The sequence below is a fragment of the Halomonas sp. KO116 genome (assembly GCF_000734975.2).
Taxonomy (GTDB): Bacteria; Pseudomonadota; Gammaproteobacteria; order Pseudomonadales; family Halomonadaceae; genus Vreelandella; species Vreelandella glaciei.
On the sequence record NZ_CP011052.1, the window covers coordinates 3,310,805 to 3,330,836 of the forward strand.

The 20,032-nt window shown below is 55.7% G+C and carries 17 protein-coding genes and 6 tRNA genes; 10 read left to right on the plus strand and 13 right to left on the minus strand.

The genetic code is table 11. The features are described from left to right. Positions 1–12: 12 nt before the first annotated feature. The 9 genes from KO116_RS15240 to KO116_RS15290 all read right to left on the minus strand — a co-directional run bounded on the left by KO116_RS15240 (position 13) and on the right by KO116_RS15290 (position 5,057). Positions 13–786, minus strand: coding sequence for an ABC transporter permease (locus KO116_RS15240; RefSeq protein ID WP_035555844.1), 774 nt, complete (start codon positions 784–786; stop codon positions 13–15). Further along, positions 783–1,751: an ABC transporter ATP-binding protein gene (locus tag KO116_RS15245; RefSeq protein ID WP_035555846.1), complete on the minus strand. Its 969-nt coding sequence runs from the start codon at positions 1,749–1,751 to the stop codon at positions 783–785. The genes KO116_RS15240 and KO116_RS15245 overlap by 4 nt, the downstream gene beginning before the upstream one ends. Positions 1,752–2,137: 386 nt before the next feature. Continuing rightward, positions 2,138–3,529, minus strand: a complete 1,392-nt coding sequence (locus KO116_RS15255) for an NAD-dependent succinate-semialdehyde dehydrogenase (protein WP_035555850.1) — start codon at positions 3,527–3,529, stop codon at positions 2,138–2,140. A gap of 810 nt (positions 3,530–4,339) precedes the next feature. Continuing rightward, a tRNA-Gly gene (locus tag KO116_RS15265) sits at positions 4,340–4,414 on the minus strand. Between the two features lie 27 nt (positions 4,415–4,441). Further along, positions 4,442–4,517, minus strand: a tRNA-Glu gene (locus KO116_RS15270). Positions 4,518–4,528: 11 nt separating this feature from the next. Further along, positions 4,529–4,603 (minus strand) — tRNA-Gly (locus KO116_RS15275). Positions 4,604–4,649: 46 nt separating this feature from the next. After that, positions 4,650–4,725 (minus strand) — tRNA-Glu (locus KO116_RS15280). A gap of 95 nt (positions 4,726–4,820) precedes the next feature. Beyond that, positions 4,821–4,895 (minus strand) — tRNA-Gly (locus KO116_RS15285). A gap of 86 nt (positions 4,896–4,981) precedes the next feature. Beyond that, positions 4,982–5,057: transfer RNA gene (locus KO116_RS15290), tRNA-Glu, on the minus strand. Positions 5,058–5,390: 333 nt separating this feature from the next. On the opposite strand from KO116_RS15290, the gene KO116_RS15295 reads away from it, so the two are divergent. The 8 genes from KO116_RS15295 (at position 5,391) to htpX (ending at position 13,896) form a co-directional block, all read left to right on the plus strand. After that, a complete protein-coding gene (locus KO116_RS15295) occupies positions 5,391–6,494 on the plus strand; it encodes a TRAP transporter substrate-binding protein (RefSeq protein WP_035555854.1) in 1,104 nt (367 codons plus the stop codon). 1 nt (position 6,495) lies between these two features. Beyond that, positions 6,496–7,005: a TRAP transporter small permease subunit gene (locus KO116_RS15300; protein WP_035555856.1), complete on the plus strand. Its 510-nt coding sequence runs from the start codon at positions 6,496–6,498 to the stop codon at positions 7,003–7,005. A gap of 3 nt (positions 7,006–7,008) precedes the next feature. Further along, positions 7,009–8,334, plus strand: a complete 1,326-nt coding sequence (locus tag KO116_RS15305) for a TRAP transporter large permease (RefSeq protein ID WP_035555858.1) — start codon at positions 7,009–7,011, stop codon at positions 8,332–8,334. Between the two features lie 40 nt (positions 8,335–8,374). Then, a complete protein-coding gene (locus tag KO116_RS15310; RefSeq protein WP_035555860.1) occupies positions 8,375–9,961 on the plus strand; it encodes a gamma-glutamyltransferase family protein in 1,587 nt (528 codons plus the stop codon). 136 nt (positions 9,962–10,097) lie between these two features. Further along, positions 10,098–10,496, plus strand: a complete 399-nt coding sequence (gene msrB / locus KO116_RS15315; RefSeq protein ID WP_035555862.1) for a peptide-methionine (R)-S-oxide reductase MsrB — start codon at positions 10,098–10,100, stop codon at positions 10,494–10,496. A 66-nt stretch (positions 10,497–10,562) separates the two neighbouring features. After that, entirely contained in the window at positions 10,563–11,519 is a 957-nt protein-coding gene (ylqF, locus tag KO116_RS15320; RefSeq protein WP_035555865.1) for a ribosome biogenesis GTPase YlqF, read from the plus strand. 106 nt (positions 11,520–11,625) lie between these two features. Then, positions 11,626–12,873, plus strand: a complete 1,248-nt coding sequence (locus KO116_RS15325; protein WP_035555868.1) for a pyridoxal phosphate-dependent aminotransferase — start codon at positions 11,626–11,628, stop codon at positions 12,871–12,873. A gap of 117 nt (positions 12,874–12,990) precedes the next feature. Then, positions 12,991–13,896 (plus strand): protease HtpX, encoded by a 906-nt coding sequence (gene htpX, locus KO116_RS15330; protein WP_035555870.1) that lies wholly within the window; start codon positions 12,991–12,993, stop codon positions 13,894–13,896. A gap of 83 nt (positions 13,897–13,979) precedes the next feature. Here the strand turns inward: htpX and pdxB are convergent, their stop codons facing one another. Then, positions 13,980–15,137, minus strand: a complete 1,158-nt coding sequence (gene pdxB, locus KO116_RS15335) for a 4-phosphoerythronate dehydrogenase PdxB (protein ID WP_035555872.1) — start codon at positions 15,135–15,137, stop codon at positions 13,980–13,982. Between the two features lie 127 nt (positions 15,138–15,264). Between pdxB and KO116_RS15340 the strand changes: the two genes are divergently transcribed. After that, the gene (locus KO116_RS15340) at positions 15,265–15,546 is read left to right on the plus strand and encodes a hypothetical protein (RefSeq protein WP_035555874.1); all 282 of its coding nucleotides are present in this window, start codon (positions 15,265–15,267) and stop codon (positions 15,544–15,546) included. 42 nt (positions 15,547–15,588) lie between these two features. On the opposite strand, the gene KO116_RS15345 is transcribed toward KO116_RS15340, so the two are convergent. Beyond that, entirely contained in the window at positions 15,589–15,924 is a 336-nt protein-coding gene (locus KO116_RS15345; protein ID WP_035555876.1) for a glutaredoxin family protein, read from the minus strand. Positions 15,925–15,951: 27 nt separating this feature from the next. Then, on the minus strand, positions 15,952–18,189 hold the full coding sequence (gene rlmKL, locus KO116_RS15350; protein WP_035555879.1) for a bifunctional 23S rRNA (guanine(2069)-N(7))-methyltransferase RlmK/23S rRNA (guanine(2445)-N(2))-methyltransferase RlmL: 2,238 nt from the start codon (positions 18,187–18,189) through the stop codon (positions 15,952–15,954). Positions 18,190–18,540: 351 nt separating this feature from the next. On the opposite strand from rlmKL, the gene rmf reads away from it, so the two are divergent. Then, entirely contained in the window at positions 18,541–18,750 is a 210-nt protein-coding gene (gene rmf, locus KO116_RS15355; RefSeq protein WP_007111057.1) for a ribosome modulation factor, read from the plus strand. A gap of 123 nt (positions 18,751–18,873) precedes the next feature. Here rmf and KO116_RS15360 read toward each other — a convergent pair whose 3' ends face one another. Then, entirely contained in the window at positions 18,874–19,890 is a 1,017-nt protein-coding gene (locus tag KO116_RS15360; protein ID WP_035555881.1) for a quinone-dependent dihydroorotate dehydrogenase, read from the minus strand. Between the last annotated feature and the right edge of the window lie 142 nt (positions 19,891–20,032).

Below are 20,032 nucleotides of genomic sequence, written 5' to 3' on the forward strand. Positions count from 1 at the left end.
GGATTGATGCGTCTAGCTGCGGATACCTTTACCGCGCTCCAGCATCGCAAGCGCAATGCTAAACAGCACAATGATAAAGGCAAAAATAGCAGCGAGCGCCCAGCCAACGGGAATATCCGACACGCCTAAGAAGCCGTAACGGAAAACGTTAACCATGTACAAAATCGGATTGAGCATGGAAACGCCCTGCCAGAACTCGGGCAACATCGAGATAGAGTAAAATACCCCACCCAGATAGGTCAGCGGCGTGAGAATAAACGTCGGCACGATAGAAATATCGTCGAACTTGTTGGCCAGCAAAGCGTTAATAAACCCGCCAATGGAGAACAGGGCCGAGGTGAGCACCACCACCAACACGGTGAGCAGTGGATGCTCCATGGTGAGACGGGTAAAGAACAGCGAAACGATGGTCACAATCAGCCCGACGCCCAGACCACGGGCCATGCCGCCTAGAATAAAGCCGGCTAAAATGACCCAGTTGGGCATTGGCGAAACCATCATTTCTTCAATCGAACGCTGGAATTTATTAGAGAAGAAGCTCGACGCCACGTTGGAGTAACTATTGGTAATCACCGACATCATGATCAGCCCCGGGACGATAAAGTCCATGTAGCTGAAGCCGTCCATGTCGCCAATCCGCGAACCAATGAGATTACCGAAGATGATGAAGTACATCGCCATGGTGATCGAAGGTGGCAGCAGCGTTTGCGGCCAAATACGGGTGAAGCGTTTGATCTCTTTGAGCACCAGCGTCCATAGAGCGATCAATGTTTGCGTAGCGTTCATACGCGCTCCTCCTGCTTCTCGACGCGCTGGTCTATCGCCCCTTGACCACTCCCTTCCACCATTGACACAAACATCTCCTCTAGGCGATTGGCCCGGTTGCGCATGGAAACCACCTGGATGCCCTGCTCGCTCAGCGCACTAAACACATCATTTAAACGTTGCCCGCGGTGCACCTCGAGTGATAGCTGAGTAGATTCCAGCTGCTTTACCTCAAACCCTTCTATCTTGGGTATGTCTGTAATGGCCTCTGAGGTATCAATTAGGAAGGTCTCGGTATTCAGTTCAGCCAGCAGGCCTCGCACACTCGTATTCCGCACTATGTCGCCATTATTGATAATCGCCACATTGCGGCAAAGGCTCTCGGCCTCTTCCAAATAATGAGTGGTAAGAATAATAGTGGTGCCTTCATCCTGATTAATCCGCCGCATGTATTCCCACATGCTGCGCCTTAATTCAATATCCACCCCAGCGGTTGGCTCATCCAGAATCAGCAATTTGGGGCGATGCATCAGCGCCCGGGCGATCATCAGGCGGCGCTTCATCCCGCCGGAGAGCATCCGCGCGCTGCCGTTGCGCTTTTCCCATAGGCCCAGATCAGTTAGCAGCTGTTTAGCGCGAGGCAAGGCTTCGCGGCTCGTCATACCGTAGTAACCCGCCTGGGCCAATACGATATCGAGCACTTTTTCAAACTGATTGAAGTTGAACTCTTGCGGCACGACACCTAACTGGTATTTGGCCTTGGCGAAATCTTTATCGACATCAATGCCAAAGATGGAGACCTTGCCCGCTGTTTTTTGCACCAGCGAGCAAACCACCCCCAAGGTGGTGGATTTACCGGCGCCATTGGGTCCCAAGAGAGCAAAAAAATCGCCCTGCTGGACGTCTAAATCAATACCTTTGAGCGCCTGAAAGCCGTTGCCATACACTTTGGTAAGGCCACGGATCGACAATGCCGGTTCGGCCATGAACATGTCCTGTCAGCAAAATAAGAAGAGAAGGTAAAACATTAGGGCGCAAACGACTTTTTTCAAGGCGAACAATCGAGCCGAGCGCTAGACACGCAGAAAAATAGCGTCCAGCAATAGCTGATGCATCAGGGAAGCAATTGAGACTAGAAGCGCTTTGAGTGGGAAAGGGAACCTTTGCGGCCCCCCCTCAACAAGGTTTTCAATGATACAGCAGTCGTGCGTTAGCTCGTCTGCCCTGCGGAGTGCAAGATCAACAGTCGCATGCCCCTGAGAGTCGTTTAGAGCCTGTTTCAAAACCTTGAAAACAGGCTGTGGCCGAGAACCCAACTTCGTGCGTGCTGGCAAGAAAACTCACATTAACAATGTACTCCCGAGCATGACGGTCAGAACTGACCGTCGATGTCGGTAACGCCAATCAACTTGTGGTTGACGAATTCCTTCAGTCCGAGGCCAATCAACTCGCGACCATAGCCGGAGCGACGAACGCCGCCGAAAGGCAAGTCGGCCTTCACTGCCGTTGGGTGATTGATGTAAACCATGCCGGTGGATATCTGAGCCGCCACCTGGCGACCTCGCTCAATGTTCTGCGTGAACACTGATCCGCCTAACCCAAAGGGAGAATCGTTGGCGATCTCGATGGCTTCGGACTCGCTCTTGGCTCTGAACACCAGAGATACCGGACCAAAGAACTCCCAGTAGTAAGCAGGATTGTCCTTCGTCAAGTCCGTCAGCAGCACAGGCTGTACGAATGCACCGCGCTCGGGTATTGCGGCGCCGATTACGGTCGCCGTAGCACCATGCTTAATTGCATCTTCCACTTGCTTTTGGACATCGTCCGCTGCGCTCTGAGACGACAAAGGCGCCAATGTCGTCGTCGGATCCATGGGATCTCCTGCTTTGAGCACGGCGACGCTGGCTTTGTACTTCTCCAGGAAGGCGTCATAGACCTCCTCGACGACGATAATCCGCTTGGACGAACAGCATACCTGCCCAGCGTTCCAGTGGCGGCCGAACACGGCCCATTTCACGGCCTTGTCGATGTCGGCATCATCCAGCACGACAAACGCGTCGGCGCCGCCCAATTCCATCGTTGACTTCTTCAGCGCCTTGCCAGCCTGTGCAGCAACTACCGCGCCAGCTGCTTCAGAACCGGTCAAAGCAACACCGTGAACGCGTGGATCGTTAATGATGGTTTCCAGCTGCTCGCGCGTTGCATAGAGATTCTTGAATCCGCCAACTGGCAAGCCAGCGTCAAGCATCAGCTTCTCGAAAAGCGCAGCCGATTGCGGGACGTTGGATGCATGCTTGAGCACGACCACGTTACCGGCGGCAAGCTGAGGAGCGATGATGCGGGCGATCTGATAATAGGGGAAGTTCCACGGCTCTATCGCAAGGATAATGCCCAGGGGCTCGTGCACCAGCCAGGCCTCGGTCACCACCGGATCCTTGGACGGCAGCTTCTCAGGTGCCAACTGCCGCTCGGCGTTCTCGACGTAGTACTCGAAGATCGCAGCTGACAGCTCGACCTCCGCCTGCGCCTCGCCCAGCAGCTTGCCCATCTCCAGGGTCAGCAGTTTTGCATACTCCTCGCTATTGGCTCGCAGCAAGTCGGCCGCTTTCTGCAGGATAGTGACCCGCTGCTGGACGGGAGTGTTCTTCCAGTTGCGGAATGCTTTATCGCCGCTATCCAGCGCCAGAGCAACCTCTGCATCGGTTGCGTTGGGGAAATTTTTGATCGTCTCCCCGGTATAGGGATTGGTCGTTGCATAAGCCATTTTTTAATCCTCTGTTAACCGGGTTATCTGTGTGGCATCAGTTTCGCGCGCGCAGGGCACCCTAAATCACTGTGAAAAGAAACGATTACCCAGGGCTACCCCCGTTCTGGTAGGCATCCCCGTCCTAGCCTTCAAGCGCCCGGCAGCTGCCTGTGATCGTCGGTCATCGAAGCCTCGCTGCATGTAGGAATCAAAGCCAGCGCGCATTGGTCATCGCGATCTGAGTGGCAAATGTACCCAAGGCCATGCACCGTTGGGTCACCATCATAGCTAAGGTTACGCATTTGCATATTGTCGTGGGTCACGTCTACGTGCGCTAATAGTAAGTGACAGCGTCAGTTACTGGCTTATCTTCAAATTAATAAGATGCCTAACTGCCAATATGAAAGCGGCAAGCTTCATATGATTTAGAACGACGATGATAGCCTGACGGGAGGGAGCACTGACGAACCAGCTGAGCTTGGACAAAAAACCAAAGAAAACCAGCCCGTGGTCATCCAAGACGTTTAGCCAGAGCCCTATTAGGCTAAAAGCCACTGACTCAGTATCAGCAAAAAGAACATAGACGAAAACTGCATATAAAGCAGTGAAATGGAAGAAGTTTTGGATACTAGAAGCTTAGCGGAGAAGGTGAGCTATAGGCTGTCATATTGCAGGACTGACATTCCAGTTCCCGACGCTGTCATAGCTACCTGATACTGTTTAACTGGAGCGGGAAATAGATTGACGGGGCTGCCCCCAGCCGGGCTGGCGTACCAGATCCCGACCCTCGCCTTGGTAAGGCGATACTCTTTACCACACCATCAAAACTGGAGCGGGAAAGGAGATTCGAACTCCCGACCCTCGCCTTGGCAAGGCGATGCTCTACCACTGAGCTATTCCCGCAACGCAAAAACGACGTGTAACGCTAGATGGCGTCCCATAGGGGGTTCGAACCCCTGTTACCGCCGTGAAAGGGCGGTGTCCTAGGCCACTAGACGAATGGGACTAAATCAAAACTGGAGCGGGAAAGGAGATTCGAACTCCCGACCCTCGCCTTGGCAAGGCGATGCTCTACCACTGAGCTATTCCCGCTTATAGAACACTTGCTTACTTAGCTTTTTACCTAATCTATCGGAAGTGGCGTCCCATAGGGGGTTCGAACCCCTGTTACCGCCGTGAAAGGGCGGTGTCCTAGACCACTAGACGAATGGGACACTGTAATTACTTCAACTACTTTGGAGCGGGAAAGTAGATTCGACCGGGCTGGCGTTCCAGCTCCCGACCTCGCCTGACTTACCACACACCTAATTGGAGCGGGAAAGGAGATTCGAACTCCCGACCCTCGCCTTGGCAAGGCGATGCTCTACCACTGAGCTATTCCCGCATTCCGATAACCTGACGACCGCTTACTCTTAAAAACGCTCTTCCTTAAAGGACTTACCTTTAAAGGACTTGGGCCTCAAAAATAAGTGGCGTCCCATAGGGGGTTCGAACCCCTGTTACCGCCGTGAAAGGGCGGTGTCCTAGACCACTAGACGAATGGGACGTTGCAATGCCTCGTCGAGGTGGCGCGTATGTTACTCAGACCTTATTGAGCTGTCAAGCTCTCTACCTTCACCAATCTAATTGGCTAGCTTTCAATTACCTGCAAGCAAAGCGTGGGGGTTACGACATAGCCATGCACGCTGAAAGTGCTCAGCATTATAATTCGGCGTCATACCGGTGCAAACGCTTATTTCGCTTAGTGCTGCGCCCTCCCCCACCCACCTATAAAATCGTTAAAAATCTTTTATTTACAATAAAATCGATTTTTATGGCACACCCCTTGCTACCTCATTGTGTTCCCTTGCTGACTACTTCCCACTTAATGAGGTGTGCTATGTCCTTATCCCGCCGCAAGTTTCTCACCACGGCAGCCGTCTCCTCCACTGCTGGCCTTATATTGGGCGCCCCCTCTATCGCCCGTGCGCAGTCCGCCGAGAGCTTCAACTGGCGTATGACCAATGCCTATCCGCCTGGCTCACCCTTTTACGTGGAAGGGCCTGGCAGCCCTACTGATGTAATCGCCAAAATCAACGCCATGTCCGGCGGACGCCTCAATATTCAGCACTTCTCTTCCGGCGAGCTGATTCCAGCCTTTGAAGGTTTCGAAGCCGTTCAAAGCGGCACGATTGAGATGAACGCCGCTAACAGTTACTTCTGGTCAGGCACCACCTTTGCTGCCCAATACTTCACTACCGTACCGTTTGGTATGAGCTTTATGGGGCATATGGCGTGGCTTTACCACGGCGGTGGTTTGGAGCTGTGGCACGAAGTGTATGAGCCCTACGGCATGGTGGCCTTCCCGCTGAACAATACCGGCGTGCAGATGACCGGCTGGTTCCGCGAGCCCATTGAAGATATTAGCCAGCTCAACGGGCTGCGCATGCGCGTTCCTGGCCTAGCGGGTCAGGTTTACTCCTCGCTTGGTGTGGATGCCCGCGTCCTGCCCGGTGGCGAAATATTCCCAGCGTTGGAGCGTGGCGTGATTGACGCAGCTGAATTCGTTGGCCCTTTCCAAGACCGTCGCATGGGTCTGCATAACGCTGCCAAGTTCTACCACACCACTGGCTGGCACGAACCCTCCACCACAGGCGAACTGCTGATCTCGAAAACCCACTGGGATAGCCTGCCGGAAGACCTGCAGATGATTGTCAAAACCGCCTGTATGGCGGCCTGTTTGGAGAGCGTCACTTGGTCCGAAGCCGTTAACGGTGAAGCCATGACCGATCTGGTTGAGAACGAAGGCGTCACTGCCAGCATGCTCCCCACCCCCGTTGTCGATGCGCTGCGTGAAGCCACTCAAGATACCCTGGCGACAGAGGCCAACGCCGATCCGCTGGTGCGCAAAGTGCACGATAGCTATATGGCGTTTAAAGCCAATCATGACCGCTGGGCAGGCGCCAGTGAACGCGCCTGGTTAAACGACATTATCGGAGTCTGATATGCGCGCCGTGGCATGTTTTGTCCACGGAGTTGAGGCGGTGGTTCGGCTTTTTGGCTGGATCGCCGCCTGGACCTGCGTGGTATTAGTCGGATTAGTCGCTGGTGACGTATTGATGCGCTATGCATTTAGCGTTGGCGCGGTATGGCTGCAGGAGCTGCAGTGGCACCTGATCTCACCTATCGCACTGTTTGGCATGTCGTATCTACTGCTGATGGGTGAGCAAGTTCGCGTAGACGTCTTCTACGAACGCTTCCCCGCGAATCTGCAGCGAGTAATTGAGGTGATCGGCGGGCTATTACTGCTAGTCATGGGGCTGTATATCGCCTGGCTGACGCTGCCCTGGATCGCCCAGTCGTTCGCCCGCGGCGAAGCATCGCCCAACCCAGGCGGACTCCCCCTTCGCTGGCTGCTCAAGTCGCTCATTCCGTTCGGTTTTGTCCTTCTCGCGCTGCAAGGGTTGGCCCACGCGCTGCGTCAAGCGTTTGCCCTACCCACACGAGGTGAATAACGCATGTCTCCCAATGAATGGCTAGCGATCGGCATGATCGTGGCTTTTTTCGTGTTCCTGCTGATTGGTATTCCGGTGGGTATCAGCATCGCGGCCACGGCTTTTTTCTTTGGCTATATTGGCTTTGGCCCAATGCTGTTTAACCTGCTGCCATCCCGCATCTATGGGGTGGTGACCAACTACACCTTTATGGCTATTCCGCTGTTTGTATTTATGGGGGTGATGCTGGAAAAGTCGAAGCTGGCCGAAGAACTGATTGATGTGATTGGCCACTTGTTCGGCGGCCTATCAGGCGGCATGGGCGTGGCGATTATTTTGGTTGGTGTGCTGTTAGGCGCCGCTACGGGCATTGTCGGCGCCACGATCGTCACCCTGGGCTTACTCACCCTGCCCACGCTGCTCCGCCGCGGCTACCCCAAGACCCTGGCCACCGGCATGATCTGCGCCTCTGGCACCTTGGGACAGATTATTCCTCCCAGCCTAGTGCTGATTCTACTCGCTGAAATCCTGGGTGAATCGGTCGGCACCATGTTCGCTGCGGCCATGGTGCCGGGGCTGACGCTGGCGGCGGTGTATATTATTGCCATTCTGGTGATCGCTAAACTTTATCCTCACCTGATGCCTCCCATTCCAGCTGAAGAGCGTGCGGATATGGGGCGGCGCCAGTTGTTTCGCAAAGTCATCACCGTGGTGGGCCCGCCGGTGGGCTTGGTGTTTGCGGTATTAGGCTCGATTATTGGCGGCATTGCCGCGCCAACTGAGGCGGCCTCCATGGGCGCACTAGGGGCGTTATTAATTGTGACTTGCTCCGGCCGGTTAACCTTTGCGCTACTCAAAGAGGTCGCCAAGGCCACGCTGGTGATCTCGGCCATGGTGTTCTTTATTCTGATCAGCGCGCAGGTATTTGGTCTCGCATTTCGTGGCTTGGGCGGCGAGCACTTGGTGGCCCGTATGTTCGACTGGGTGCCCGGTGGCGAGTTAGGCGCGATGCTGTTTATGCTACTGCTGATGTTTGTGCTGGGCTTCTTTCTTGAGTGGATTGAGATCAGCTATATTGCCCTACCGCTGTTTTTGCCCTTCTTTGTCCAGATGGGCGTCGATATGGTGTGGCTGGGCATTCTGGTGGGGCTGGTGCTGCAAACCTCGTTTCTTACCCCACCCTTTGGCTGGTCGCTGTTTTTCCTCAAGGGCGTGGCGCCGAAAGAAGTCTCGACGCTGGATATTTACAAAGGTGCGCTGCCGTTTATCGGCCTCCAGTTTGTTGCCGTGGCGCTGGTATTTATCTTTCCCAGCATTGCTACCTGGTTGCCCCAAGCCATTGGCTGGTAACGACCTGCTTTAGCACTTACTTAATAATAAGGAATCAAAGATGCTTCATACTCAACGTAGTTACGGCGGCAGCTGCGTCGCTCCTCACCACCTAGCCGCTAGCGCCGGGCGCGATGTGCTTAAGCAGGGCGGCAACGCGGTGGAGGCCATGGTCGCTGCCGCTGCCGCTATTGCGGTCGTTTATCCGCATATGAACGCCCTGGGAGGCGATGGCTTTTGGTTGATTCATGAACCGGGCAAAGCGCCTATTGCCATCGACGCCTGCGGCCCGGCGGCAGGCTTGGCCAACGCGGATTTCTACGCCGGTGAATCGCACATACCTGAGCGAGGCCCAAAGGCCGCCCTCACCATGGCGGGCACCATTGGCGGCTGGCATGAAGCGCTGAAGGTAGCGTCAACATGGGGTAAACAGCTTCCCCTCACCACGCTGCTGGCCGACGCTATTCGTCATGCCGAAGCGGGCATTTCGGTCACACAAAGCCAGGAAGCCCTCACCGCCAAACACGTTGAGCGCCTTTCTCAAAGCCCTGGCTTTAGTGATTCCCTGCTGCTTAACGGCCAGCTGCCCCGGGAAGGTGAGCGGCTGCGTCAGCCACGTTTAGCGGCCACCCTCAAGCGCTTGGCGGAAGCCGGATTAGATGATTTCTATCGCGGCAAACTGGCCGCTAGCATGGCGAAAGACTTGGAAGCAGTGGGCAGCCCCCTGCGCTTGGCTGACTTTCACGCCTACCGCGCCCAGCGCGTCACGCCGCTGGAAGTAACGCTGCAAGATGCCACGCTGTATAACCTGCCGGCGCCGACCCAGGGCATGGCGTCGCTAATGATTTTAGCTATTTACGAGCGCTTGAAGGCCGACAAACCAAACGGTTTTGACCACTTGCACGGGCTCATCGAAGCCACCAAACGCGCTTTTATCCTGCGCGACCAAAACGTCACCGACCCCGGCCGTGTGCCAACACCGCTGCAAAATTTGCTCAGCGAAGAGAACATTGGCTTAGAAGCGGCTCAGATCGACCCGCAGCACGCCCTACCCTGGCCCCACAAACCAGCGCCGGGCGACACCATTTGGATGGGCACCGTGGATAGCGAAGGGCGTGCGGTGAGCTTTATTCAGAGCATCTACTGGGAGTTTGGCAGCGGCGTGGTGCTGCCGGAAAGCGGCGTGCTGTGGCAAAACCGCGGCATCAGCTTCTCGCTTAACCCCGACGACCTGCGCGGCTTAGCCCCTGGTCGCAAACCCTTCCACACGTTAAACCCGGCGCTGGCCAAATTTAACGATGGCCGCACCATGGTCTATGGCACTATGGGCGGTGAAGGCCAGCCGCAAACCCAGGCGGCCGTATTTTCACGCTATGCAATGCACGACATGCCGCTCCAGCAGGCGATTACCGCCCCCCGCTGGCTGCTGGGTCGTACCTGGGGTGAAAGCAGCACTAACTTAAAGCTGGAAGCGCGCTTTGACGACGCGCTGATCACCGCCTTAGTCACGGCGGGCCATGATGTGGAAGTACTCCCAGAGGCATTCAGCGACACCATGGGGCATGCAGGTGGGATTGTGCACCACCCCGATGGATTAATAGAAAGCGCCCACGACCCGCGCAGTAATGGCGGGGCGGCAAGCTTATAAGAAGCAGACTGGCGGCTTTCTCAGCCTTCGCACAGGCTGAACTTGGGCAGGTGGCTAGCTGTCACTTACACAAGTGATAAGCTAGTCTGCCTAATAAGCCTCTGAATGATTGAAACCAGAGGGAAAGGAGAACCCCATGGCGAAAATAGAAAAATCCCCCGACGAATGGCAACAACAGCTAACCCCAGAGCAGTACCGTGTTGCGCGTGAAAAAGGCACTGAACGACCGTTCACCGGCGACTATCAGGTGCGCGATGCGCAGGGCATTTACCACTGTGTGTGCTGTAATGCGCCACTGTTTGAGAACGAGCACAAGTTTGACGCTGGCTGCGGTTGGCCAAGCTTCGACCGGCCGCTGGGCACCCGCTGTGTGGAGGAGCATACCGACACCACGCACGGCATGCAGCGCACCGAGGTGGTCTGCTCCCACTGCGATGCCCACCTGGGTCATGTATTCCCCGATGGGCCACCCGATACCACCGGCTTACGCTACTGCATCAACTCGGTGTCGTTGGAGTTTCACCCCGACGAGTAATCAGCGTTAAGTCCGGCGGGCTGCTATAATGGCAGCCCGCTTTTTTTGTGCTTGTAGGAGAGATTCATGCTCGGCTGGTTTCCAGGACATATGAACAAGGCCCGCCGCCAGATTGCGGAGGTGCTGCCAGAGATCGATGTCGTGATCGAGGTACTCGACGCGCGTCTGCCCTACTCCAGCGCCAATCCGATGTTGGCCGAGCTAACCCGCCATAAGCCGGTGTTGAAAATTCTCTCCCGCGCCGATCTCGCCGACCCTGAGCGAACGGCCGAGTGGGTGGCTTTTTTCGATGCCCAAGAGAATATGCGCGCTCTAGCTGTCACCACCACCAATACCCGCGAACTAAAGAAAATCCCCAAGCTATGCCATGAGCTGGCCGGTGCCGTGCGTGCTGATCGCGATGTCCGCGTAATGGTAATGGGCATACCGAATGTCGGTAAGTCCACGCTGATTAACGGCTTAGCAGGGCGAAAAATCGCCAAAACCGGCAACGAGCCTGCGGTGACCAAGCGCCAACAAAAGGTGCGTATTGATGGGCGTGTAGCCCTTACCGACACCCCAGGCGTGCTGTGGCCCAAAATCGAAGACCAGGCCAGCGCCTATCGCCTCGCCGCCACCGGTGCCATTCGCGACACGGCCATTGAATACACGGACGTGGCGATTGTGACCAGCGCGGAGCTTGCCAAACGCTACCCTGAAGCGCTCATCGAGCGCTATAAGCTCAAAGAGCTGCCGCCCTACGCGGCACCCGACATTCCCCACGACATTGATGCGGACGGCCCCAAAAAGCCTGACTTTCTCGCTATTGCTGGCTTTGACGGCAACGCCATCTTAAAAGATATTGCTGCCCGCCGAGGCGGCCTGCGCCCTGGTGGCGCGGTGGATCTGCACCGTGGCGCCGAAGTACTGCTTCACGAACTACGCGACGGCAAGCTGGGCAGGCTAACGCTTGAAACTCCTGCGGATATTCCTCCGCCGCCCGTGCAAAACGACGAAGACAATCAAGCGCTTTCCGACGCATAATGGCCTGACTGCTCTTTAGCCAAAGACACGGCTTACGGACATTTTTTAAGCACTCATGTTTTTTTGGACACTTTTGGGCCTCTAGCTACTTTTGGACAGACACCTCATGGATACCCTGCAGTCGCACGAATCACAACCGTTAAAGAAATCTCATAAGCTGCACAATGTCTGCTACGACATTCGTGGCCCGGTGCTCGACCACGCCAAGCGCTTGGAAGAGGAAGGCCAACGAATTCTCAAGCTGAATATCGGCAACCCCGCGCCCTTCGGCTTCGAGGCGCCGGAAGAGATTCTTCAGGATGTGATGCGTAACCTACCAACGGCCCAGGGCTACTGCGATTCCAAAGGTCTCTACTCCGCCCGTAAAGCGATTATGCAGGAGTGCCAGCGCAAGCAGATTCCCGGCGTGGGGATTGAGGATATCTTCATCGGCAACGGTGTGTCTGAGCTGATCGTCATGGCCATGCAGGCGCTGCTGAATGACGGCGATGAGGTACTGATTCCAGCGCCGGACTACCCGCTATGGACCGCAGCCGCTCACCTTTCCGGTGGCCACGCGGTGCACTACCTGTGCGACGAGCAGGCCGACTGGACGCCTGACATGGCGGATATTCGCGCCAAGATCACCAGCCACACGCGGGCCATTGTGCTGATCAACCCCAACAACCCGACCGGCGCGGTGTATCCGCCTGCCGTGGTGAAAGAGGTGTTGGCGATCGCCAAGCAGCATAACCTGGTGGTGTTCTCTGACGAGATCTACGACAAGATCTTGTATGACGGCGTCGAGCACACCGCCACGGGCGCGCTGGCGGACGATGACCAATTAGTCATCACCATGAACGGGCTCTCCAAAAGCTATCGCTGCGCCGGCTTCCGCTCGGGCTGGATGATTATCTCCGGCAACTTGGCCAAGCTAAACGCCCAGGACTATATCCAGGGGCTGAATATGCTGGCTTCCATGCGGCTATGTGCCAACGTGCCCGCCCAGCACGCGATTCAAACCGCGCTGGGGGGCTATCAATCGATCAACGATTTAATCCTGCCCGGCGGGCGGCTGCTGGCCCAGCGCGATATTACCGTGGAAAAGTTGAATGCGATCCCCGGGGTTTCCTGCGTGAAACCGAAAGGCGCGCTGTACGCCTTTCCGCGGCTCGACCCCAAGGTCTTTAATATCAAAGACGACCAGCAGATGGTGCTGGATCTGCTGCTGCAGGAAAAAATATTACTGGTACAGGGCACTGCCTTTAACTGGCCAGAACCCGACCATGTGCGCATTGTGACACTGCCCTGGGCAGACCAGCTAGGCGATGCACTCGACCGCTTTGCCAATTTCTTGTCGCGCTATCGCCAGTGAGTCCGGTAATTAAATCGACTCATTGACACCGCCATGACTTGAAACTGCCATGAACAGCACGTATCTAAGCCATTAATCTAGTAATGCTTCGATGAACTTTAGGGGAGAACCTGCACCATGATGCGAATTCTGCTGTTTTTAGGTACCAACATAGCGGTTTTGCTGGTCGCCAGTATTACCCTGCGCCTGCTAGGCGTAGAGGGCTATCTGCGCGGCCAGGGCATCAACTTCACCAGCCTGCTGATTTTCTGCTTTATTTTCGGTATGGCAGGTTCCATTATCTCGCTGTTTATCTCCAAATGGATGGCCAAACGCAGCACTGGCACGGTGATTATCGAAACGCCCTCCAACTCCACCGAACGGTGGCTGCTGGAGACGGTCGCTGAGCTCTCCCGCGAGGCAGGCATCAAAACCCCGGAAGTGGGCATATTCCCGGCTCAGCAGTCCAATGCCTTTGCCACAGGCTGGAACAAAGACGATGCGCTGGTGGCCGTCTCGGCAGGCCTACTCAACCGCATGCGTCCAGAAGAAGTGCGCGCGGTTCTGGCTCACGAAATTGGCCACGTCGCTAACGGCGATATGGTCACCCTGGCGCTAATTCAGGGCGTGGTGAACACCTTTGTGATGTTTTTTGCACGGGTAGTGGCGCATTTAGTTGATAATTTCCTACGCAGCCGCAGCGATGGCGGCGGCGGTCTAGGCTTTATGGGCTACTTTGCAGTGGTCATGGTTGCGGAAATTGTGTTTGGTATTTTGGCCTCGGCTATCGTCGCCTGGTTCTCGCGCTACCGCGAATACCGCGCCGATGAAGCCGGTGCACGCTTAGCAGGTACTAATGCCATGGTCAGCGCGCTGGCGCGCTTGAAAACTGAAACTGAAATGCCTGATCAAATGCCAGATACGCTGCGCGCCATGGCCATCACCAAAGGCCAAACGCGCTCGCTGGTGGAAAAGCTATTTGCTAGCCACCCGCCCCTGGATGAGCGCATCCGAGCGTTAAAAGAAGCGGCTTATCGTCAGTAAGTAACGCCCTTAGGGTCGCGAGCTAAAGCTACCTCCCACGACTGCATCTAGTTGGCTGGGAGCCTAACGTTCGCGATCCTAATCTACTGCTCACTGAGTTTGCGAATCACATTAAACCCTGCTCCACGCAATAAGCCTTCCAGCGCTACCGCCTCCCCTGACAGCTGCACGTTGAGTGTGGCGAATTCGCGCCGCAGCGGGTAGTTGGCACGGCAGTCATCAAAGCCTTTGCGCATTCCGTGATGTTGGGTTTGGCGCTGTAGCGCATCGTGGTCGCGGCGTACGTCATACACCGCTCTCATGCAGAGTCTAAGTGCATCTTCCGGAGGGAGCGCGTGCTGCAAATGCAGGGACGCCAGCGCAGGCGGTGGGCAAATATCGGCGAATGTTAATCCACTAGGCCGTCCGCAGTGGCGGGCTAGCGCCTGCTGAATCATCCAGGTGCCGCGCAGCTTGCCATCCAGGCTATGCCCGGCAATATGCGGTGTTGCCAGAGAGACTAGATCACACAAACCTGCATCGATATCGGGTTCTTCCTCCCACACGTCCAATATGGCACTGATATCGCCCTTGCCCGCAAGACGACTCCGCAGCGCCAAGCCATCCACGCAGTCGCCGCGCCCGGCATTGAGCAGCACGCACCCTGGTGCCAGCTCCTCGATACGTTGAGCGTTGAGTAGCTGATACGTCGCGTGGGGGCCTTCGCGGGTTAGCGGTGTATGCAGACAGAGCACGTCACAGCGCTCGATCAGAGCGTCTAAGGAGTGAAAGCCTTCCTCAGCCCCCTCTTCTTCTCTGGGCGGATCACAGGCCAGCGTTGCCACGCCCATGGCGGTTAGCCTTGCCTGTAGTCGTCTGCCGACATTACCCACCCCCACAATACCCACGGTGCGCTCGCTAAGTGCCCAACCATCGCGCTCCGCCAGCGTTAGCAGGCTGCTCAGCACATAATCAACCACCGCTTCGGCGTTGCAACCTGGTGCACTGGAGAAGGCGATATTGCGCTGGGCAAGCGCTGCCTGGTCGATATGATCGGTGCCGATAGTGCAGGTGCCGATAAAGCGAACGGGAATATCGGCAAGCAGCTGATCGTTGACCTGGGTAATGGAGCGCACGATGAGCGCATCGGCATCCCGAAGGTGGGCGGCGTTTATCTCCCGCCCTGGCACACGGGTGAGCGTACCGAAATGGCCGAAGCAGTGCTCGGCAGCGGGGATATTGGCGTCGATGACAAGTTTCATAGGCGTTTGGGTATCCGGGCTTTACAATACCGCCCGCGACGGCTTGATGGGCAGGCGTGTTTAAAGGCTATCTTTTAAAGGCTATCTTTTAAAGGCTATCTTTTAAAAGCTAAGTAAGGAGAGTGTTGTGATCGTACGCTGGGAAACCAACCATGACTATGTGTTGGTTCATATTCACCAGGATATGTTTGGTGACTGGATTTTCAGCCGCGCCTGGGGCCAAATCGGCACCCAATTTGGCGGCCTGAAACATCAGCTAGCCGATACGCTGGAGCAAGCCCATATGTGGCTGGAAGATGAAACCACTATTCAGTCTTCGCGGGGCTTTCGCAAGGTGCTGGAAGTGGCCGACCATACCCCGGAAGGCCAGGAAGCGATGCGCCAGCTATCGCTACTGGATGTGCTTTAAGCTTCGCGCTGGCCCTATGCTTTTTTGCTAACCATGCACTTATTAACTTAAGAAGCGCCTTCCACCACGCTCATAGGCGCCTATGGGTGCTGTGGTGTCCGGCGGGGCAGTAAACCCCGCCAGTGCCGCTTCATCCAGCCAGCCGCGTTCGCGCAACCAAGCGCTTAATCGCTCAAGCTCAAAGCCACGATCCAGCTCATTGCCGTCACCATCCACCAGCACCGGTATCCGCACGCCGTAGCGCTCCACCAGCGCATCATCTTCGCTAATCTCGATGTGGTGCAGCCACACCTTTTGATTTGCCAGCGCTGTCACCAGTGCCTCTAATTGGCTGCACAGGTGGCAGCCCATGGTTGTGTATAGCGATAGCTGAATCATGCTGAAGCTCTCTTCATACTAGCTCTCTTATGACACCTTATGACGAAGTAGGAATACGTGGTGCAGGTTAGTGCGCCGCTGGAAATCGGGGTCAAAACTGCGCCCGGTAATATCCTCAATCGCGTAGTGCTCGCTAAGTGCTTCATCGAGTTTAAAGCGCCGCTGGTTATTAGAAAACACTAACGTGCCACCGGGTGCCAAGCGCGCCATGGCGAGCTCCACTAACCGCGGGTGATCTCGCTGCACGTCGAGCGTGTCACGCATCTTCTTGGAGTTGGAAAAGGTCGGCGGATCCATAAAGATCAGATCAAATTCAGCGTTGGCCGTTTCCAGCCAGCGGAAACAGTCGTCACGAACCACACGGTGCAGCCGTGTATCGAGTTTGTTCAGCGCAAAGTTGTCCTTGGCCCACTCCAGGTAGGTGTTGGACATATCCACGCTCACGCTGTCACTGGCGCCACCTAAGGCCGCCTGTACGGTCACTGTGGCGGTATAACAGAACAGGTTTAAAAAGCGCTTACCGCCGGCCATTTCGCCCAGCATGCGCCGTACCGGGCGGTGGTCAAGGAACAGCCCGGTATCCAGGTAGTCACGCAGATTGACCCATAGCCGTGCTGCGCCCTCCTGCACCTCAAAGCGTTCGCCGCTGGCGGCCCGCTTCTGGTACTGGGCGCTGCCGGTTTGGCGTTCGCGCCGTTTGATATAGATTTTGCTGGCGTCAACGTTAAGCGCCTCGGGCATGACTTCCAAGGCATCGTACAAGCGCTTTTGCGCCTGGGCTGGGTTGATCGAGCTAGGTGCCGCGTACTCTTGTACATGTACCCGATCACCGTAGCGGTCCACCGCCAGGGCGTATTCCGGCATATCGGCATCATAAACGCGATAGCTGGTTTCACCGCTCTGCTTCAGCCATTTCTTCAAGCGCTTCTGATTTTTAATCAGTCGATTGGCAAACATCTGCGCATTGTCTTGGTTTTTGTGGGCGGCTTGCTCTTCGCTCGCCGTTTCACTAGGCGTCACCACTGCACTGCTCTCGCTCTGGACGGGCTTTGTATCGCTCTCGGCAGGCGGATGCTCAGCGCCACCAATCTCCATAAGCAGCAGCTTGGCATCTAGCGCACCGTTTTTAAGCGCGTACTGCTTGTGCGCACGCATGCCCAGCCGGTGGCCTAGATCCGGGTTGCCGGTAAATACCGCCAGGGTCCAGCCGGGGAATAGCGCTTTGGCTTTCTCACCAAGCTGAGCGTATAGACGCACCAGTTCCGGTAACTCACCCAGCCGCTCGCCGTAAGGAGGATTGGTGATCAACAGCCCGCTCTCAGCTGTCAGTGTTTCGGGTCGGGTTAACTGGGCAAGGCTCTGACCATGCAGGCTAATCAAGGCTGGAATACCCGCGCGCATGGCATTGGATTTCGCTGCTGTCAGTGCTGCAGGGCTCTGATCAAAGCCGAGTAGCTGGGCTTTACAGCGCTTGCGGCCAATCGACGCGCGCGCGTCGGCTTCGCGCTTCTGTTCCTGCCAAGCGAGATCATCGTGCCCTGCCCAGCCGTGAAAGCCGAACCGATCACGGTTCAGGTTAGGCGCTTGGTCAGCGGCCATCATGGCGGCTTCAATCAGCAGCGTGCCTGCACCACAAAGCGGATCGATCAACGGTTCACCGGCCTTGAGGCGCTCGGGCCAGCCTGCGCGCACCAGCAGTGCCGCCGCCAGATTCTCTTTTAGCGGCGCGTGGCCAACGTCACGACGATAACCACGGCGGTGGAGACTTTCACCAGAGAGGTCCAACCCAATGGTTAAATTCATCCGGTGCAGGTGGGCGTAGATGCGCAAATGTGGCGTTTTGGTATCCACATTGGGGCGTTCCTGCCCCGCCAGTTGGAGTGCATCAACCACGCCGTCTTTAACGGTTTGCGCACCAAAACGGGTGTGGCGAATATGTTCGCTGCGGCCGTGAAAATCAACTGCCAGCGTATTGCCCGGCGCCAAGTGCTGAGTCCAGGCAATGCGGGCAACCACATCACGCACTTGCTCGGCGGTATCGATCATCGACTCGCGTACCAGGGTTAAGATAACCCGGTTGGCCAATCGCGACCACAGGCATACCCGGTAGGCGATGGCTTGGCTGGCGGTGAAGTAAACACCCGCCACCGTGGTTTTGCCCGGCGTGGCGCCCAGTGCCACTAGTTCATCGTGGAGCAAGCCTTCAATGCCTTTCGGGCAAGTGGCTAGCAGACTCAAGGGGGCGTTTTGATTCGACTCGGTCATGATAATAGCGGCGCGTAAAGGCGCGAAATTCCTATATATAGCAAATGAGTTTACGTTTTATGACAAATTGATAGTCGACAGATGACACCATCATGGTCTAACAATAAGAGAGTAGCTACTGAAAAACGCATGCGTTGCTTGTCAGGGTCGGTTCAAAACTAGACCTATGGACTACAAGTGTTCTTTGTAAGAGATTGCCGCTCGGCTCGTTCAGCCCGTGAGTGCCAAACAAAAGGGTTGGAGCGGCGTCTCGCTCTTGAAGCAAGCTCTCGGAATAGTGGCTGTTGTTGATAACATAAGTCGATAACACCCTATTTCTTATCAAAGGCTTTCGTGAAAAGAGGTTAGCCAATGAAACGGCAAAAACGTGATCGCTTCCAGCGGGCTTATGTCCACGGATACAAAGCGGGTGTATCGGGTCGTTCTCGTGACGACTGTCCCAGTCAAGATATCAATTTACGTGAATACTGGATGAGCGGTTGGCGTGAAGGCCGCGGTGACCAGTGGGATGGGATGACCGGCATCTCGGGCATCCACAAAAACCCCTTAGTCATGGCCTAACGTTTTATTTTTCAAGGTATTAAAAGAAAGATTTTAAACGAGAGGTTTTCAATGAGCCCACTTTTTCAAGTGGGCTTTTTAGTGCGCATTGATACCCATACTGCTTCGCTAATCATCTGCACGTCAACCGTTAGCTTTCAGTGCCCTTGCGCATTCACCGACCAATTTAGGCCCTTGATAGATCAACCCCGAGTAGAGTTGCACTAAATTTGCTCCCGCCGCGATTTTGGCCTGAGCAGCAGCAGCACTATCGATTCCACCGACACCGATGATAGGTAGCGATGGTAAGTGCTCACGCAGTTGGCGAATAACGCGATTGGATGCTTCGAAAACTGGTTTTCCAGAAAGCCCGCCCGCCTCCTCCGCTTGTGAGTCACCCTCTACTCCGGCGCGGGAAACCGTCGTATTGGTAGCAATCACGCCATCAAGTGCATTGCGCTCAATACTTTCTGCCATCAACGCCACTTCTTCCGCGCTCATATCCGGGGCAATCTTAATCAGTAATGGAATTTTTCGGCCCGCTTGGGCATCAAGCTCGTTGGCGCGAGCACGAATAGGCCCCAGCAACGCGTCCAGCTGTTCGCCGAACTGCAGGGTGCGCAGCCCAGGGGTATTTGGTGAAGAGACGTTCACGGCAATGTAATCCGCATAAGGGTGCACCGCATCTAGACATACCAGGTAGTCATCCAGTGCGTCCTCTACGGACGTCGTCAGGTTTTTACCAATATTGATGCCTACAATGCCACCGTAGTGACGCTGCTTGACCTGCTGAACCAGGTGCGCAACCCCTTTGTTGTTAAAACCAAAGCGGTTGATGATCGCCTCATGCTGCGCTAAGCGAAATAGCCGAGGCTTAGGATTGCCTGACTGCGGCTTAGGCGTCACTGTACCCACTTCGACAAAGCCAAACCCCAGCGCGCCCAGCGCATCGAGGTGATCGGCGTTCTTGTCCAACCCGGCGGCGAGACCTACTCGATTGGCAAAGCGAAGCCCCATCAGTTCGACGGGGTCCTCAACCCGCTGGCCAAATAGCCGTGTAACGCCCCCGACCCGATGCAGTGCATCCAACGCACCCAGCGCCATACCGTGAGAGGTTTCTGGGTCAACGCGAAAGAACAGTGAGCGGGCGAGGTTGTACATAGCGGGTCTCTTGAAGCGGAGGCTGAAAACGGGCGCCAGTATAACGCAATAAAGCGCGCCCTGGTGGAGAACCAGGACGCGCTTTCATACTCCTATTTAATTAAATAGATACGCTTTAATTAAATAGATCCGCTTTAATCAG